This window comes from Nocardia sp. NBC_01329, from assembly GCF_035956715.1.
Taxonomy (GTDB): domain Bacteria; phylum Actinomycetota; class Actinomycetes; order Mycobacteriales; family Mycobacteriaceae; genus Nocardia.
This window is the reverse complement of record NZ_CP108381.1, coordinates 5,177,931-5,191,749: the sequence shown is the minus strand read 5'-3', so window position 1 is coordinate 5,191,749 and position 13,819 is coordinate 5,177,931. Positions and strand designations below refer to the sequence as shown.

The 13,819-nt window shown below is 66.3% G+C and carries 14 protein-coding genes and 1 tRNA gene; 11 read left to right on the top strand and 4 right to left on the bottom strand.

Annotation, left to right across the window (positions count from 1 at the left end; genetic code table 11):
* Positions 1-3: 3 nt before the first annotated feature.
* From OG405_RS23485 to OG405_RS23445, 9 genes are all read left to right on the top strand, one after another.
* Entirely contained in the window at positions 4-861 is an 858-nt protein-coding gene (locus OG405_RS23485) for an MlaE family ABC transporter permease (RefSeq protein WP_327148614.1), read from the top strand.
* A 164-nt stretch (positions 862-1,025) separates the two neighbouring features.
* The gene (locus OG405_RS23480; RefSeq protein ID WP_327152465.1) at positions 1,026-2,156 is read left to right on the top strand and encodes an MCE family protein; all 1,131 of its coding nucleotides are present in this window, start codon (positions 1,026-1,028) and stop codon (positions 2,154-2,156) included.
* A gap of 44 nt (positions 2,157-2,200) precedes the next feature.
* Entirely contained in the window at positions 2,201-3,178 is a 978-nt protein-coding gene (locus OG405_RS23475) for an MCE family protein (protein WP_327152464.1), read from the top strand.
* Positions 3,175-4,236: an MCE family protein gene (locus OG405_RS23470; RefSeq protein ID WP_327148613.1), complete on the top strand. Its 1,062-nt coding sequence runs from the start codon at positions 3,175-3,177 to the stop codon at positions 4,234-4,236. Before OG405_RS23475 ends, OG405_RS23470 begins: the two co-directional genes overlap by 4 nt.
* 204 nt (positions 4,237-4,440) lie before the next feature.
* Entirely contained in the window at positions 4,441-5,760 is a 1,320-nt protein-coding gene (locus tag OG405_RS23465; RefSeq protein WP_327148612.1) for an MCE family protein, read from the top strand.
* Positions 5,757-7,031, top strand: a complete 1,275-nt coding sequence (locus OG405_RS23460) for an MCE family protein (protein ID WP_327148611.1) — start codon at positions 5,757-5,759, stop codon at positions 7,029-7,031. The genes OG405_RS23465 and OG405_RS23460 overlap by 4 nt, the downstream gene beginning before the upstream one ends.
* Entirely contained in the window at positions 7,028-8,494 is a 1,467-nt protein-coding gene (locus tag OG405_RS23455) for an MlaD family protein (protein ID WP_327148610.1), read from the top strand. Before OG405_RS23460 ends, OG405_RS23455 begins: the two co-directional genes overlap by 4 nt.
* Positions 8,491-9,264, top strand: coding sequence for a hypothetical protein (locus OG405_RS23450; RefSeq protein ID WP_327148609.1), 774 nt, complete (start codon positions 8,491-8,493; stop codon positions 9,262-9,264). The genes OG405_RS23455 and OG405_RS23450 overlap by 4 nt, the downstream gene beginning before the upstream one ends.
* Positions 9,265-9,298: 34 nt before the next feature.
* On the top strand, positions 9,299-9,784 hold the full coding sequence (locus OG405_RS23445; RefSeq protein WP_327148608.1) for a h domain protein: 486 nt from the start codon (positions 9,299-9,301) through the stop codon (positions 9,782-9,784).
* 35 nt (positions 9,785-9,819) lie between these two features.
* On the opposite strand, the gene OG405_RS23440 is transcribed toward OG405_RS23445, so the two are convergent.
* The 4 genes from OG405_RS23440 to OG405_RS23425 all read right to left on the bottom strand — a co-directional run bounded on the left by OG405_RS23440 (position 9,820) and on the right by OG405_RS23425 (position 11,734).
* Positions 9,820-10,224 carry an HNH endonuclease signature motif containing protein gene (locus OG405_RS23440; protein WP_327148607.1) on the bottom strand — a complete coding sequence of 135 codons (405 nt, stop codon included), beginning with the start codon at positions 10,222-10,224 and terminating at the stop codon, positions 9,820-9,822.
* 53 nt (positions 10,225-10,277) lie between these two features.
* Positions 10,278-10,350: transfer RNA gene (locus OG405_RS23435), tRNA-Thr, on the bottom strand.
* Between the two features lie 170 nt (positions 10,351-10,520).
* Positions 10,521-10,751: an MbtH family protein gene (locus OG405_RS23430; protein WP_030522889.1), complete on the bottom strand. Its 231-nt coding sequence runs from the start codon at positions 10,749-10,751 to the stop codon at positions 10,521-10,523.
* 149 nt (positions 10,752-10,900) lie between these two features.
* Positions 10,901-11,734, bottom strand: a complete 834-nt coding sequence (locus tag OG405_RS23425; RefSeq protein ID WP_327148606.1) for an alpha/beta fold hydrolase — start codon at positions 11,732-11,734, stop codon at positions 10,901-10,903.
* A gap of 145 nt (positions 11,735-11,879) precedes the next feature.
* Here OG405_RS23425 and OG405_RS23420 point away from each other — a divergent pair, with 145 nt between their 5' ends.
* On the top strand, positions 11,880-12,050 hold the full coding sequence (locus tag OG405_RS23420) for a hypothetical protein (RefSeq protein WP_327148605.1): 171 nt from the start codon (positions 11,880-11,882) through the stop codon (positions 12,048-12,050).
* Between the two features lie 89 nt (positions 12,051-12,139).
* Positions 12,140-13,777, top strand: a complete 1,638-nt coding sequence (locus OG405_RS23415; protein WP_327152463.1) for an alpha,alpha-trehalose-phosphate synthase (UDP-forming) — start codon at positions 12,140-12,142, stop codon at positions 13,775-13,777.
* Positions 13,778-13,819: the final 42 nt, after the last annotated feature.

Below are 13,819 nucleotides of genomic sequence, written 5' to 3'. Positions count from 1 at the left end.
TCGATGTCGGCCTCGGTGATCATCCAGTCCCGTTTTCCCAGAGTCACCCGTCGTTTCCGCCGCTGGTCGACCTCCCTCGACAATCTCGGCAAACACGCGGTGTTCTACGGCAAGGCGATCGGCTCCATGCCGCGCGCACTCGTGCACTACCGCACCGAGACGATCCGGCTCATCGCCGAGATCAGCATGGGTAGCGGCGCGTTGGCGGTGATCGGCGGCACCGTGGTGATCGTCGGCTTCCTGACGCTGTTCTCCGGCGGCACCATCGCCGTACAGGGCTACAGCTCCCTCGGCAATATCGGGGTCGAGGCGCTGACCGGCTTCTTCGCCGCCTTCCTCAATGTTCGGATCGCCGCCCCGGTGATCTCCGGAATCGGCCTGGCGGCCACCATCGGGGCGGGATCCACCGCCCAGCTGGGCGCCATGCGGGTGGCCGAGGAAATCGATGCCCTGGAAGCGATGGCGATCCGGCCGGTGCCCTATTTGGTCGGCACCCGGGTACTCGCCGGGATGATCGCCATCGTGCCGCTCTACGCGTTGGCCGTGATCGCGTCGTTCGTCGCCAGCCGGTTCGCCACCGTGGTCATCTACGGCCAGTCGGCCGGTGTGTACGACCACTACTTCTCCACATTCCTTATTCCGAGCGACATTCTTTGGTCGTTCGCCCAAGCCATCCTCATGGCGCTGGCGGTGATGATGATCCATACGTATCACGGCTACAACGCGGCCGGCGGCCCGGTCGGGGTGGGTATCGCGGTGGGTAACGCGGTACGCAGCTCGCTGGTCGCGGTGGTCACGGTGACCCTGTTGGTATCCCTGGCGGTATACGGCACCTCCGGCAACTTCAACCTTTCCGGATAGCCGCGATGACGGAACTGATGCGAGCGAAGAACAAGAGGGCAGCGGCGTCGAACGCCACCGCGGATGGGTCGTCCCGCGGTGGCGAAGATCCCTGGGCCCCCGTCGGAGCGAACCGCTGGACGGCGTTCCGGGCGACAGCCGGGTTGAAACTGGCCGGGATCGGCATGGTGCTGGCCGCGGTGGCAGCCGTAACCGTCTCGCTGACCATGTTCTTCGGCGGTTTCACCCCGAGCGTCGAGGTGACGGTGTCCGCGCCGCGCAGCGGCCTGGTGCTGGACCCCGACGCCAAGGTCAAGGTGCGCGGGGTGCAGATCGGCCGGGTCGCCGGAATCGACCGCACAGTCGACGGCACCGATCTGCGACTGGCCCTGAATCCGGACCTGCTGCATCTGGTCCCGGCCAACTCGACTGTGGACATCCGCTCGACCACGGTGTTCGGCGCCAAGTACATCAACTTCGTGATCCCGCAGCAGCCGGACGCGCAATCGCTGCAACCGGGCGCGCTGCTGGCGGCCGACCAGGTGACCGTCGAGTTCAATACGATCTTCCAGCATCTCAGCGATGTGCTCGCCGATGTGCAGCCGGAGAAGCTGAACGCCACGCTGGCCGCGCTGGGCACCGCCCTGGAGGGTCGAGGGGAAAGTCTCGGCCAACTACTCGCCGACAGCGACTCCTACCTGCGCGAGATCAACCCGATGCTGCCCACCCTGCAGCGCGACCTGAACACCACGGCCGCGGTGACCAACCTCTACGCCGATACCTCCGGGGATCTGCTGCGTGCCGTGGACGGCGCGACGGTCAGCAGCCGGACCCTCACCGAATCGGAATCCGATGTCGATTCGCTGCTGGCGAATCTCACCGGTCTGGCCGACACCACCGGCGCGGTGCTGCGCGATAACGAAGGGCAGATCGATACCGCTCTGGACCTGCTCCGCCCGACCGGTGAGCTGTTGAACGGCTACAAGGAAGCGTTGTTCTGCCTGATCGGCGGTAGCGCCAAGGCCCTGCCCCTGGGTGAAGCGGTCTTCGGCGGCGGACAGGAAGGTGTCGCCCTGAACACGGGATTCATGTACGGGTCTCCGCCCTACACCTATCCGAACGATCTACCGAAGGTGAACGCCACGGGTGGGCCACAGTGCGCGGGTCTGCTCGATCGAGTGCCGGACAGCCATTCCAACTATGTCGTCACCGACACCTCGGAAGGGCATCCCTACACACCGGTGACGAAGTTGCAGCTGAACGCACCCAAGGTCTTCCAGGTACTGTTCGCCGGACTCCCGGGGGTGGGTCAGTGAAGAACACCGGCACCACCGTAAAACTCGCCGTCTTCACATTGGTGATGAGCCTGATCTTCGCCGGTCTGGCAGTGGTCTTCTCGCAGATGCGTTTTTCCCGGGAAACCGGATACAACGCGGTTTTCACCAGCGCCTCGGGCATGCTGCCCGGCGACAAGGTCCGGATCGCCGGTGTCCCGGTCGGGTCCATCTCCTCGGTGAAGGTCGACGACGAATACCACGCCCACGTGAAATTCGATGTCGACACCGAGTACCGGCTGCTGACCAGTACCCGCGCCACCATCCGCTACGAGAACCTGGTCGGCGACCGCTACCTCGAGCTGCTCGAGGGCCCCGGTGCGGCCACCGCCTTGAACAAGGGCGGCACCATCGGCCTGGACAAGACCGCGCCCGCACTGGATCTGGACATGCTGCTGGGCGGGTTCAAACCGCTGCTGCGCGGACTGGACCCGGCGCAGGTCAACGATCTGACCAATGCGCTGCTGCAGATCTTCCAGGGCCAGGGCGGAACCCTGGTCGAACTGCTCAACAGCGGCGGATCGTTCACCAAGACTCTCGCCGACCGGGACGCACTCATCGGCAGTGTCATCGACAATTTGAACTCGGTGCTGAAAACGATCGACGATCGCGGCGACCAGTTCGCCACCACCATCGACGAACTGCGTCGCCTGGTGAGCGGGCTGGCCGCGGATCGTGACCCCATCGGCGCCGCATTGCCGCGCATCGCCGACGCCACCGCCGCGACCACCGATCTGCTGGCCCAGGCCCGCCCCGATCTGGCGGCGACCATCGCGCAGACCGGGCGGTTGGCCACCAACCTCGACAACGGTTCGGACACCGTGCAGTGGGTGCTCGACAAACTGCCGGCCACCTACCGCAAGCTGATCCGCATCGGTTCCTACGGTTCGTTCCTGCAGCTCTACGTGTGCCGGACGAACTTCCTGATCGACGGTCCGGGCGGGAAACCGCTGCTGCTCGAGCTACCCGGTGAGCAGACGACCGGAAGGTGTACCAGCGAATGAAAGAGCAATCGCGCGCGGTGACCATCGGCATCGTCGGGTTGGTCCTCGCCGTGGCGGTCGCGCTGTCGGCCCTGCAGTTCGAACGGCTGCCGTTCATTCGCAGTGGTGCGACCTACACCGCCTACTTCGCCGACGCCGGCGGTCTGGTGACCGGTGACGATGTGGAGGTCGCGGGGGTCCGGTCGGGCAAGGTCGAGGACGTGGAGCTCGACGGTGCGCAGGTGCTGGTGCGCTTCAGCCTCGACGAATCGATCGTGCTCGGTGACAAGACCTCGGCCGCCATCAAGACCAACACCGTGCTCGGCCGTAAATCGCTGTCCGTCGCCCCGGACGGGGACGGTGCCCTGAAGGTCGCCGACACCATTCCGCTGACCCGCACCACCTCGCCGTACTCGCTGAACGAAGCGCTCGGTGATCTCGCCGGGACCGTGGGCGGCCTCGACCTGCAGAAGGTGGATCAGACGCTGGACGCGTTGTCCTCCGCGTTCGCTGACACTCCGGCGCCGCTGCGTTCGGCACTGGACGGGGTCACCGCGTTGTCGCGGACCATCAACGCCCGCGACCAGGCGCTGTCGGATCTGCTGCGCCGGGCCCAGGATGTCACCAAGATCCTGGCCGACCGTGCCGATTCCATCAACGCGCTGTTGGTGGACGGTAATCAGCTGCTCGGCGAACTGGATCGGCGGCGCACCGCCATCAGCCAGATGATCGTCTATGTGAACGCACTGGCCCAGCAGCTGTCCGGGCTGGTGCACGATAACGAGGCTCAGCTGAAACCGGCGCTGGACAAACTCAACTCGGTGCTCGACCTGTTGCAGCGCAACCGGGACAACATCAACGGCGCGCTCGACGGACTGGGTCCGTTCGCCGCCGCGCTCGGTGAACAGGTCGGCAGCGGACCGTACTTCAACGCATACGTCGTCAACGCCAGCAGTGAGACGCTGCACCCGCTGGTGGACGCGCTGGTGTGGCCGCAGCACCTGCCCGAATCGCTGCGCGCTTATCTCCTCGAACCCGGTCCCAAGATCGGCCCGGCCGCAGAGGAGCCGCCGCGATGAGGCGATACTGCGATCCCTTCGCCTTCGCTCCGGGCTCCGCGGGCCGTATGTCCCTTCTTCGAGGGAGGATTCGATGAGGCGATACTGCGATCCCTCCGCCTTCGCTTCGGCCTCCGCGGACTGCATGTACCCGCGTCGAGGAAGCGTGATACGGCGATACTTTGGTGCCCGCCGACCGCATGTACCTGCGCTGAGGAGTATTCGATGAGCGCTCTGAAGGACAAGGTCGGGGCTGTTCCCGGTAAGTGGGTGGCGATCGTCGCGGGTGTCGTGGTGGTGGCGCTGGTCGCCTTCGGCGGGTACACGGCGTTCCAGCGGATCACCAAGAACGAGATCACCGCCTACTTCACCTCCACCAGCGGCCTCTACGCGGGCGACGACGTGCGAGTGCTCGGGGTGCCGATCGGCAAGATCGACAGCATCGAACCGGGCAAGGACCAGGTGAAGGTCACCATGTCGCTCGACGGCAGCGTCGATCTGCCCGCCGACGCGCGGGCCGTGATCATCGCACCGTCGCTGGTATCGGCCCGATTCATCCAGATCGCGCCCGCCTACACCGGCGGCGACACACTCACCGACGGTGCCGAGATCCCGCTCGAGCACACCGCGGTCCCGGTCGAATGGGACGACATCAAAACCGAACTGAACAAACTCTCGACCGCGCTCGGCCCGGTCGGTGACGACCCCCAGGGCTCCTTCGGCCGGTTCGTCGACACCGCGGCCGACAACCTGGACGGCAACGGCGACAGTTTCCGCGCCACTCTGCACGAGCTCTCGGCCACGCTGACCACTCTGTCCGACGGTCGCACCGATCTGTTCGGCACCATCCGGAACCTGCAGAAGTTCGTGGACGTGCTCTCCAAGAGCAACGATCAGATCGTCGAATTCGGCGGCCGGTTGGCGTCGGTATCGGGGGTGCTGGCGGGGGTTTCCCAGGATCTCGGAGCGGGTCTGGACAATCTGGATCTCGCGCTCGGTGATGTGCACCGGTTCCTCGACGGCAGCGGCACCGAACTCACCGAGGGCGTGCAGCGGCTCGCCGACGTCACCCAGATCCTGGTCGACAAACGACCGGAACTCGAACAGGCCCTGCATTCCGGCCCGACCGCGCTGGTGAACTTCTACCAGATCTACAAGCCCGCCCAGGGCACGCTGACCGGCGCCGTCTCACTGAACAACTTCGCCGATCCGGTGAGCTTCCTGTGCGGTTCGGTGCGCGCGCTCGAACAGAACGAGAGCAGCACCAGTGCTGATCTGTGCGCCCAGTACCTCGCCCCGGTGCTCAGCTCGCTGGCCATGAACTACCTGCCCCTCATGACCAACCCCGCCACCGGTGTGACGGCGTTCCCGAACCAGTTGCAGTACACGACACCGGATCTGGCGGGAAAGGTGGATCCGCAGAAGGTCGGCCCGCCGGCCGCGCCCGAGCCCGCGCCGATCACCGTACCGGCGGGGATCGCGGGCCTGGCCATTCCCGGCGTGCAACTTCCCCATATTCCCGGCCTGCCCGGAGGAGGACGATGATGCGCCGGCCCGAGTTGCGGCTGCCGGGCGCCCGGCACCGGATCGCGGCGGTGGCCGTCGGGCTGGCGTTGGCGCTGTCGGCCACCGGCTGCCAGTACGACGGACTCAACTCGTTGCCGATGCCCGGTACCGAGGGCACCGGCGAGGGCTCCTATCAGGTCCGGATCCAGATGCCGAACGTGACGACGCTGACCCGGAACTCACCCGTGCGGGTCGACGATGTCGCGGTCGGCACGGTCACCGATATCGAGGTGGAGGACTGGCACGCGCTGGTCACCGTCTCGCTTAACCCCGATGTGATGCTGCCGGCCAATGCGACCGCCAAGATCGGTCAGACGAGTCTCCTGGGCAGTAACCACGTCGAGCTGGCCCCGCCCGCCGATGTGGCACCACAGGGCCGGCTCGCCGCAGGCGATGTCATCCCGCTGGACCGCGCCGGGGTCTACCCGACGACCGAGCAGGTGTTGTCCTCGCTGTCGGTGGTGCTCAACGGCGGCGGTATCTCGCAGCTGGAGAACATCACCGGCGAACTCAACAAAGCGCTCGTCGGCAACGAGGACGAGGTACGTGATCTGATCCCGCAGATGAACGATCTGATCCGCAATCTCGACGGGCAGCGCAACGACATCATCGCCGCGATGGAAGGTTTGGACCGGGTCAGCGGACAATTCGTTCAGCAGACCGATGTGGTGGCCGCCGCCATCGAGGAGATCCATCCGGCGCTGACCGTGCTCGCCGACCGTCGGCAGAACATCACCACCACCATCACGAAACTGGGTGAGCTCAGTGATGTGGTGAACCGCCTGATCGCCGCCAGCGGTGACGATCTGAAGGCGAACCTGGCGAACCTGGCTCCGGTCCTACAGACCCTCGCCGACACCGGCGCCGATCTCACCGAATCGCTCAAGATCATCGCCTCTTTTCCGTTCCCGCTGAAGAATCTGGACAAAGCGATCAAGGGCGACTACCTGAACCTCTTCATGACCGTCGATCTCACCGGCGCCCGGCTGGATTCCAACTTCCTCACCGGCACCGGGCTCGGCGGCATGTTCGGCGGCGTCGAAGTGGCACTCGGTCAGGTGGCCGGAGCCGCCGGCCAGCAGGGCAACCCGCTGACCGCACCGCTGGCGCCTCCGCCCGGCGCGCCCGCCGCCGGTGCACAGCCGCAACCCACTATTCCGGGGCTACCGCCGATTCCCGGCCTGCCCGCCATTCCCGGATTGACCGTGCCGATGCCCGGGCAGCAGCCGCAAGGGGGCGAGGGCCGGTGACGCTCACCCGATTCGTTCGTATCCAGCTGACGATCTTCGCGATCCTCACCGTGGTCGGTCTCGCCGTCATGGGCGGCACCTATGTGGGTGTTCCGGCGATGCTCGGGATCGGTCGCTATGACGTCACGGTGGAACTGGCCGCCACCGGCGGCCTCTACCAGAACGCCAATGTCGCCTTCCGCGGCACCAACGTCGGTGTGGTCCACGAAGTGCGGCTCACCAGCGAGGGCGTCGAAGCGAAGTTGTCGGTCGACAGCGACTACAAGATCCCCGCCGATTCCTCGGCGCTGGTCCGCAGTGTGTCGGCAATCGGTGAGCAGTACGTCGATCTGGTTCCGCCGCCGGATCCCGGTGATGCCAACCTGTACGACGGCAGTGTGATCCCGGTGGACCGGACCGAGCTCCCACAGGATGTGGGCGCACTGCTGGACCAGGCCGACCGGTTGCTGGCCAGTGTCGCCGACACCCGGCTGCGGCAGGTCATCGACGAGGCGTTCCGGGCATTCAACGGCGCCGGGCCGGATCTGCAGCGTTTCCTCGACTCCGCCTCGCTGCTGGTCCAAGAAGCCAACGACAATGTCGGGCCGACCAAACAGCTGATCGAGCAGATCGGCCCGTTGCTGGACACTCAGGTGACCTCCGATGCCGCGATCCGTTCGTGGACCCGGGACCTGGCGACCGTCACCGATACCCTGCGCGCTCACGATCCAGCGCTGCGCAGCATCCTCGCCAACGGTCCGGCGGCGCTGGAGCGAGTGACTCGGCAGTTCGACGACCTGCGGCCGACGCTGCCGCTGCTGCTGAACAATCTGGTGAGCCTGGGGCAAGTCGGCGTCACCTACCACTCCGGTCTGGAACAGATCCTGGTGGTGTATCCGCCGCTGATCGCCGCCCTGCTCACCGCAGTGCGCGGGCCGATGGAATACGGCGCGCTGGTCGACTTCATGACCGTGCTCAACGATCCGCCGCCCTGCACCACCGGCTTCCTGCCGCCGGACCAGCGTCGTGATCCGTCCGAACTCGACACCCCCGACACGCCGAAGGGCCTGTACTGCAAGGTGCCGCAGGACGATAAGACCGCAGTGCGCGGCATCCGCAATACGCCGTGTATGGAATATCCCGGTCGCCGGGCGCCGTCGCCCGAATTGTGCCGCACCGGTTACGTTCCGATGGGGACCAACCCGCCGTTCGGGCCGCCGCAGCCGGTGGCCCCGACCGAACCGCCCGGACCGGTGGCGCCCGCTTCCGCGCCCGATGCGCCGCCGGGGGTTGCGGGAGTACCCGCGGCACCTGCTAGTTTCTCGGGCGCAAGCACCCCCGCCGCCGCTCTCTCCTACGATCCGGCCAGCGGGGTCTACACCGGCACCGATGGAGGCAGCTACCGTCAGGGCGATATCGCCCCCGGCGGTTCGGGCACCGTGCCCGCGGATTGGCAGGCAATGTTCGAGGAGCAGCAACGATGAGCGAGACCAAGGACCCCGGCCGTACCCGCAGGCGGGCCAGCCGGACGGCGGGCCCACCGCCGGCCGAAGCCGCGGCAACCGAGAAACTCGAGACCGGCGCCGCTGGTACCAGGCCGGATTCCGGTACCGAGGCCACTACCGGGAAGATCGTCGCCGGCGAAACCACGGTAGATGGCGCAGCGGATTCCCCGGCCGAAACCGTACGGCTGGACAAGGCCGACGGCGAGGAGAATGCCGCGGTCGACGACGCCGATCCGAGCGAACCGGAAGTCGCCGCGACCCGGTCCTGGAAGCGGATCGCCGCGCTCACCGCGGCCGCGGTGCTGGTGCTCGGCCTGGTCGGCGCGGCCGTGGTCTCGGTGCTGGCCGTACAGTCCACCCAGCAGCGCGACGAGCGCCGCTCCGAATACGTGGCGACCGCACGGCAGACGGTGCTCAACCTGACCACCATCCGGGCCGATACCGCCAAGGAAGATATCGACCGCATCCTCACCATGGCCTCCGGTGATTTCAGAACCGAGTTCGACGGCCGGGTGGACCCGTTCACCGAAATCGTCAAACAGGCCAAGGTCGTCTCCACCGGCGAGGTCGTCGAGGCGGCGGTCGAAAGCGATGACGAGAAATCCGCGGTGATCCTGGTCGCGGCGAAGCAGACGCTCACCAACGCGGGATCACAGGACCAGCAGCAGCGGTTCTATCGGTTCCGGGTGACCGTGCAGCGGGCCGACGACGGCACGCTGACCGCTTCGGACGTGAAGTTCGTGGCATGAACGGAACAACTCTTCATGCCGAGAGGACACGAGTATGAGCGTGCGTAACAAGATCCTGTTCGGGCTCACCGCGGTGGTGGTGGTCGCGGCGGCGGTGGTGGCCGGTATCGGCGGCTACCGGTACTGGGATTACCGGCAGTCCGAACAGTCCCGCACCGACGCGGTGGCCGCGGCGACCCGCACGGTGTCGGCCATGTTCAGCTACGAATTCCAGACGGTGGACAAAGAGCTACCCAAGACCGCCGAGGACCTCGCCCCCGATTTCAAGGCCGACTACCTCGAGCTGATCGACAAGGCGATCGTCCCCGGTGCCAAGGAGAAGGAACTGACGGTCAAGGCGACCAGTCAGGCCGGGGGAGTCGTCTCCGCCGACCGCGCGCACGCCGTAGTACTGCTCTTCCTGAACCAGGTGACCACCAGCAAGGAGAGCCCGCAGGGCACCACCACGGGCAGCCGCGTCCGGGTTGCGCTGGACAAATCCGACGACCGGTGGCTGGTGGCTTCGGTCAACCCGATCTGACCGCTGTCAGCATTTCCCGCGCGGCCCGACCCTGATCAGTAGGACTGGCCGCGTGCATAGCGTGTTCGCCGCAAGTGCCGGCCCCGGCCGCGATTACGGCTCTTGTAGGTCGGCAGCTGTGAGTCGCAGTTCGGGCAGATCAGGCGCAGATTCTCCCTCCGGTGGGTGGTTGGGTCGCCGTCGATGTGATCGAGTACGAATGCGAGCGGCTTTCCGTGCCACTCGTCGCCGATCCCACAGACCGCGCAGCGACCGTCCTGCGCCTGCGCTAGATACTCGCGTATGTAGTGACCCTGATAGCTGCCCACTTCGGCCTCGCCTGTAGCCAGCCACAGCCGGGTCTTCTCCGCACGTTGCACGGCTTGCTGGCATTTGGTCGTGCAGTACAACTTCTGGCTGCGCTTGATCAACTGCGCTGAACACCCCCGGCAGTGCCTCATGGCGCGAAAAGTACTCCGGCCCACCGACAGTTCGGTGAGCCGGAGTGCGACGGAGCCGCCTGTGGGACTCGAACCCACAACCTACGCATTACAAGTACGTTGCGCTGCCAGTTGCGCCAAGGCGGCGGAGCGAACCGCGTATGCAGCCGCTCGGCAGCCGATCATACGGTGCGCTTCCCGAGTTCGCGAAATGTAAAAGCCCGGCCACCGGGCTCGAACATCCGTTGTGCGTCAGCCCCGGAGGGATGTCGCACGAGAATGTCGAGCACTGCCGACCGGGCCCGTGGAGAATCGGCCTACTTGCGGGCCGCTTCGTCCGCCGCCATGGCGTCACGCAGGCTCTTGGGCCGCATATCGGTCCAGTTCTGCTCCACGTACTCCACACAGGCGGCACGACTGTCCTCACCGAAGACCACCCGCCAGCCGGCGGGGACTTCAGCGAAGGCGGGCCACAGGGAGTGCTGTTCTTCGTCGTTGACCAGAACGAAGAAGCGGCCGTCCTCGTCGTCGAACGGGTTGGTGCTCATTTCACCTCACTGGGGTACTCGTGGCTTGTGGGTTTCGGATCTGTGTGGGCCCGCCCCGGCGGCTCGGGTCTGGATATCCGGCTGCCGCGTCGCGAACCCAAACAATGTGTCGACACTAGCAAGCTCGGTGTTAGCCGTGGGCCCTCCCCTCACGACGCGAAGAATTCCCGCAAGATCTTGTTGACCGCGTCCGGGCGCTCCAGGTAGCCGTAATGCCCGGCGTCGGGCACCTCCTGGTAGCGGCCGCCCGGAATAGCGTCGGCGACCTCTCTGGCCAGGTACGGCGGGATCATCCGATCGTCGGCGAAACCGACGGCCAGACACGGCACGGTGATACCGCGGTAGGCGTGCAGCCGATCGAAATCGTGGTCCATCCGGCGTTGCGCGCGGATACCCGGGGGGACCGGACCGCCGGTGAACTCGAACAGATCCAGCCAGTCCCGCGCCTTGTTCGTATCGGCCATGGTGGCCGGCGAGAGATTCATCACTGCCGTGAGCGCGGCGTCGTACTTCGCCGGGAGCCGGACATCGCCGGTATCCATCTCGTGCTCGCCCAGCGACAGCGTCTTCTGGAACTGGTCCAACCGGCCGTGCCCGGCCAGGAACACCGCCTTGCGCACCAGTTCGGGCCGGGCGAGGGCGAGTTCCTGCGCCACCCGGGCGCCCATCGACGTACCGGCCACATGCGCGGGCCCTTCGTCCAGGAACTCGATCAGGGCTGCCGTATCGGCCACCAGCTCGTGGATGGTCATCCCGTCGGCGGCCTCGTAGGTGGGTGCGATACCCCGGTTGTCGAATGTGCACACCCGGTATCCCGCGGCCAGCAATGCCGGCACCTGGTGCAGTTCCCACACCCGGCCGGGACTACCGGTGCCCATGATCAGCACCACCAGCGGGCCGCCGCCTCGGACGTCGGTGCCCTTGGCGCGGTCTCCCTTGACCTGATAGTTGAGCGATATTCCGTTCACCGTGGCCAACGGCATGCTGCGGGCCCCTTCCTCATCGTTTCTGTTGCCAACGGTATAGCCCCTCCGGACCCCGCCACGTTACCCGCGGCGGGAGCGACCTCTTCCCCGGGCAGATACCATTGTCATTTCACATACAAGCGCACCTGCCGGGAGGATCGAGATGGCCGCGAAGAGCAGCGCCAACGGTATCGCCGACGACGAACTGGAACCCCTCGCCGACGAGACCGCTCGTCAGGCGCAGCGGGTCGTGGCCGCCTATGCCGCCGATGCCGATGAATGCCGGATGCTCCTGTCGATGCTCGGTATCGGCCCGGGAATCCGCACCGAGTAAACAGTCGCCGGCGCCAACGGCGACGTCGGCGGACCCACACACAACTACATGGCGTTCAGCGCCGCGCAAAGGATGCGTGAGTGGATCAGATGACCGATCAGCCGTCCAGCGATTCCACCCCTGAGGATGAAACCGCCGCGTCCACGGACCGGCTCGGCGACCACAACGGTTCCGGGCCGGTAGAGAGCCCGATCGATCCGGCCGAGGCTCTTCCCGAAGCGGTGGACGCCGAACCTCTGCGCGAGCGCGGGGCCGGTTCCGGCTTCGTGGTCGTGGCCAACCGGCTACCGGTCGATCTGGAGAAGCTGCCCGACGGCAGCACTCGCTGGAAGCGCAGTCCCGGTGGCCTGGTGACCGCACTCGAACCGGTGCTGCGCAGCAATCGGGGCGCCTGGGTCGGCTGGGCCGGTGTACCGGACGTCGACGTCGAACCCATCGTCGAGGACGGACTGGAACTGTTTCCGGTACCGCTGTCGGCGCAGGAGGTCGCCCACTACTACGAGGGTTTCTCCAACGCCACCCTGTGGCCGTTGTACCACGACGTTATCGTCCGTCCGGTCTACAACCGAGCCTGGTGGTCGGCCTACGTGCAGGTGAATCGGCGTTTCGCCGAGGAGACCGCGAAAGTCGCCGCCGAGGGGGCGACAGTCTGGGTGCAGGACTATCAGCTCCAGCTCGTACCCAAGATGCTGCGGATGCTGCGCCCCGATCTCACCATCGGGTTCTTCCTGCACATTCCCTTCCCGCCCGTGGAACTGTTCATGCAGATGCCGTGGCGCACCGAGATCGTGGAAGGGCTGCTCGGCGCCGACCTGATCGGCTTCCACTTGCCCGGCGGCGCGCAGAACTTCCTCTACCTGGCCCGGCGCCTGGCCGGACAGCCCACCTCCCGCGGCACCATCGGTGTTCGATCGAAGATGGGTGTCGTCCAGGTCGGGTTCCGGACGGTGCGGGTCGGCGCCTTCCCGATCTCCATCGACTCGGCCGGTCTCGACGAACACTCCCGCCGCCGCTCTGTCCGTGAACGTGCCGCCCGTATCCGCGCCGAACTCGGCAGTCCCAAGAACATCCTGCTCGGCGTCGACCGCCTCGACTACACCAAAGGCATCGACATCAGGCTCAACGCCCTCGAGGAGCTGCTGGCCGAAGGCCGTATCGACCCGTCCGAAACCGTGGTGGTGCAGCTGGCCACCCCCAGCCGGGAGCGGGTCGAGAGCTATATCCAGATGCGCGGCGATATCGAACGGCAGGTCGGCCGCATCAACGGTGAGTTCGCCCGGGTCGGCTACCCGGTCGTGCACTATCTGCACCGCCCCATCGCCCGCGAAGAACTCATCTCCTTCTTCGTCGCCGCGGACGTCATGCTGGTGACTCCCCTGCGCGACGGGATGAACCTGGTCGCCAAGGAATATGTGGCCTGCCACTCCGGCCTCAACGGCACTCTGGTGCTCAGCGAATTCACCGGTGCCGCTGCCGAACTCCGCCAGTCCTACCTGTGCAACCCGCACGACCTCGACAGCGTGAAGGACGCCATAGTCGACGCCCTCACCGACGACCGTGAAACCCGCCGCCGCCGGATGCGTTCCTTGCGCAGGCAGGTCCTGGCCCATGACGTGGATCGGTGGGCGCGGGCGTTCCTGGACGCGCTGGCGCAGGGGCAGGTGGCGGGGAGGGCGTTGATGGCCGATGCGAACGACGAATACGAGGATTCCGACCCGGACGAGTAATTTGCGGCAGTGAATGTCCGGCAGTGATCGGCGAACAGGCCT

Excerpts from the sequence above, each read along its gene's own strand:
- OG405_RS23485 (WP_327148614.1), top strand. The coding sequence starts at position 4 with ATGTCGGCCTCGGTGATCATCCAGTCCCGTTTTCCCAGAGTCACCCGT.
- OG405_RS23480 (WP_327152465.1), top strand. The coding sequence starts at position 1,026 with ATGGTGCTGGCCGCGGTGGCAGCCGTAACCGTCTCGCTGACCATGTTC.
- OG405_RS23475 (WP_327152464.1), top strand. The coding sequence starts at position 2,201 with ATGAGCCTGATCTTCGCCGGTCTGGCAGTGGTCTTCTCGCAGATGCGT.
- OG405_RS23470 (WP_327148613.1), top strand. The coding sequence starts at position 3,175 with ATGAAAGAGCAATCGCGCGCGGTGACCATCGGCATCGTCGGGTTGGTC.
- OG405_RS23465 (WP_327148612.1), top strand. The coding sequence starts at position 4,441 with ATGAGCGCTCTGAAGGACAAGGTCGGGGCTGTTCCCGGTAAGTGGGTG.
- OG405_RS23460 (WP_327148611.1), top strand. The coding sequence starts at position 5,757 with ATGATGCGCCGGCCCGAGTTGCGGCTGCCGGGCGCCCGGCACCGGATC.
- OG405_RS23450 (WP_327148609.1), top strand. The coding sequence starts at position 8,491 with ATGAGCGAGACCAAGGACCCCGGCCGTACCCGCAGGCGGGCCAGCCGG.
- OG405_RS23445 (WP_327148608.1), top strand. The coding sequence starts at position 9,299 with ATGAGCGTGCGTAACAAGATCCTGTTCGGGCTCACCGCGGTGGTGGTG.
- OG405_RS23440 (WP_327148607.1), bottom strand. The coding sequence starts at position 10,224 with ATGAGGCACTGCCGGGGGTGTTCAGCGCAGTTGATCAAGCGCAGCCAG.
- OG405_RS23430 (WP_030522889.1), bottom strand. The coding sequence starts at position 10,751 with ATGAGCACCAACCCGTTCGACGACGAGGACGGCCGCTTCTTCGTTCTG.
- OG405_RS23425 (WP_327148606.1), bottom strand. The coding sequence starts at position 11,734 with ATGCCGTTGGCCACGGTGAACGGAATATCGCTCAACTATCAGGTCAAG.
- OG405_RS23420 (WP_327148605.1), top strand. The coding sequence starts at position 11,880 with ATGGCCGCGAAGAGCAGCGCCAACGGTATCGCCGACGACGAACTGGAA.
- OG405_RS23415 (WP_327152463.1), top strand. The coding sequence starts at position 12,140 with ATGACCGATCAGCCGTCCAGCGATTCCACCCCTGAGGATGAAACCGCC.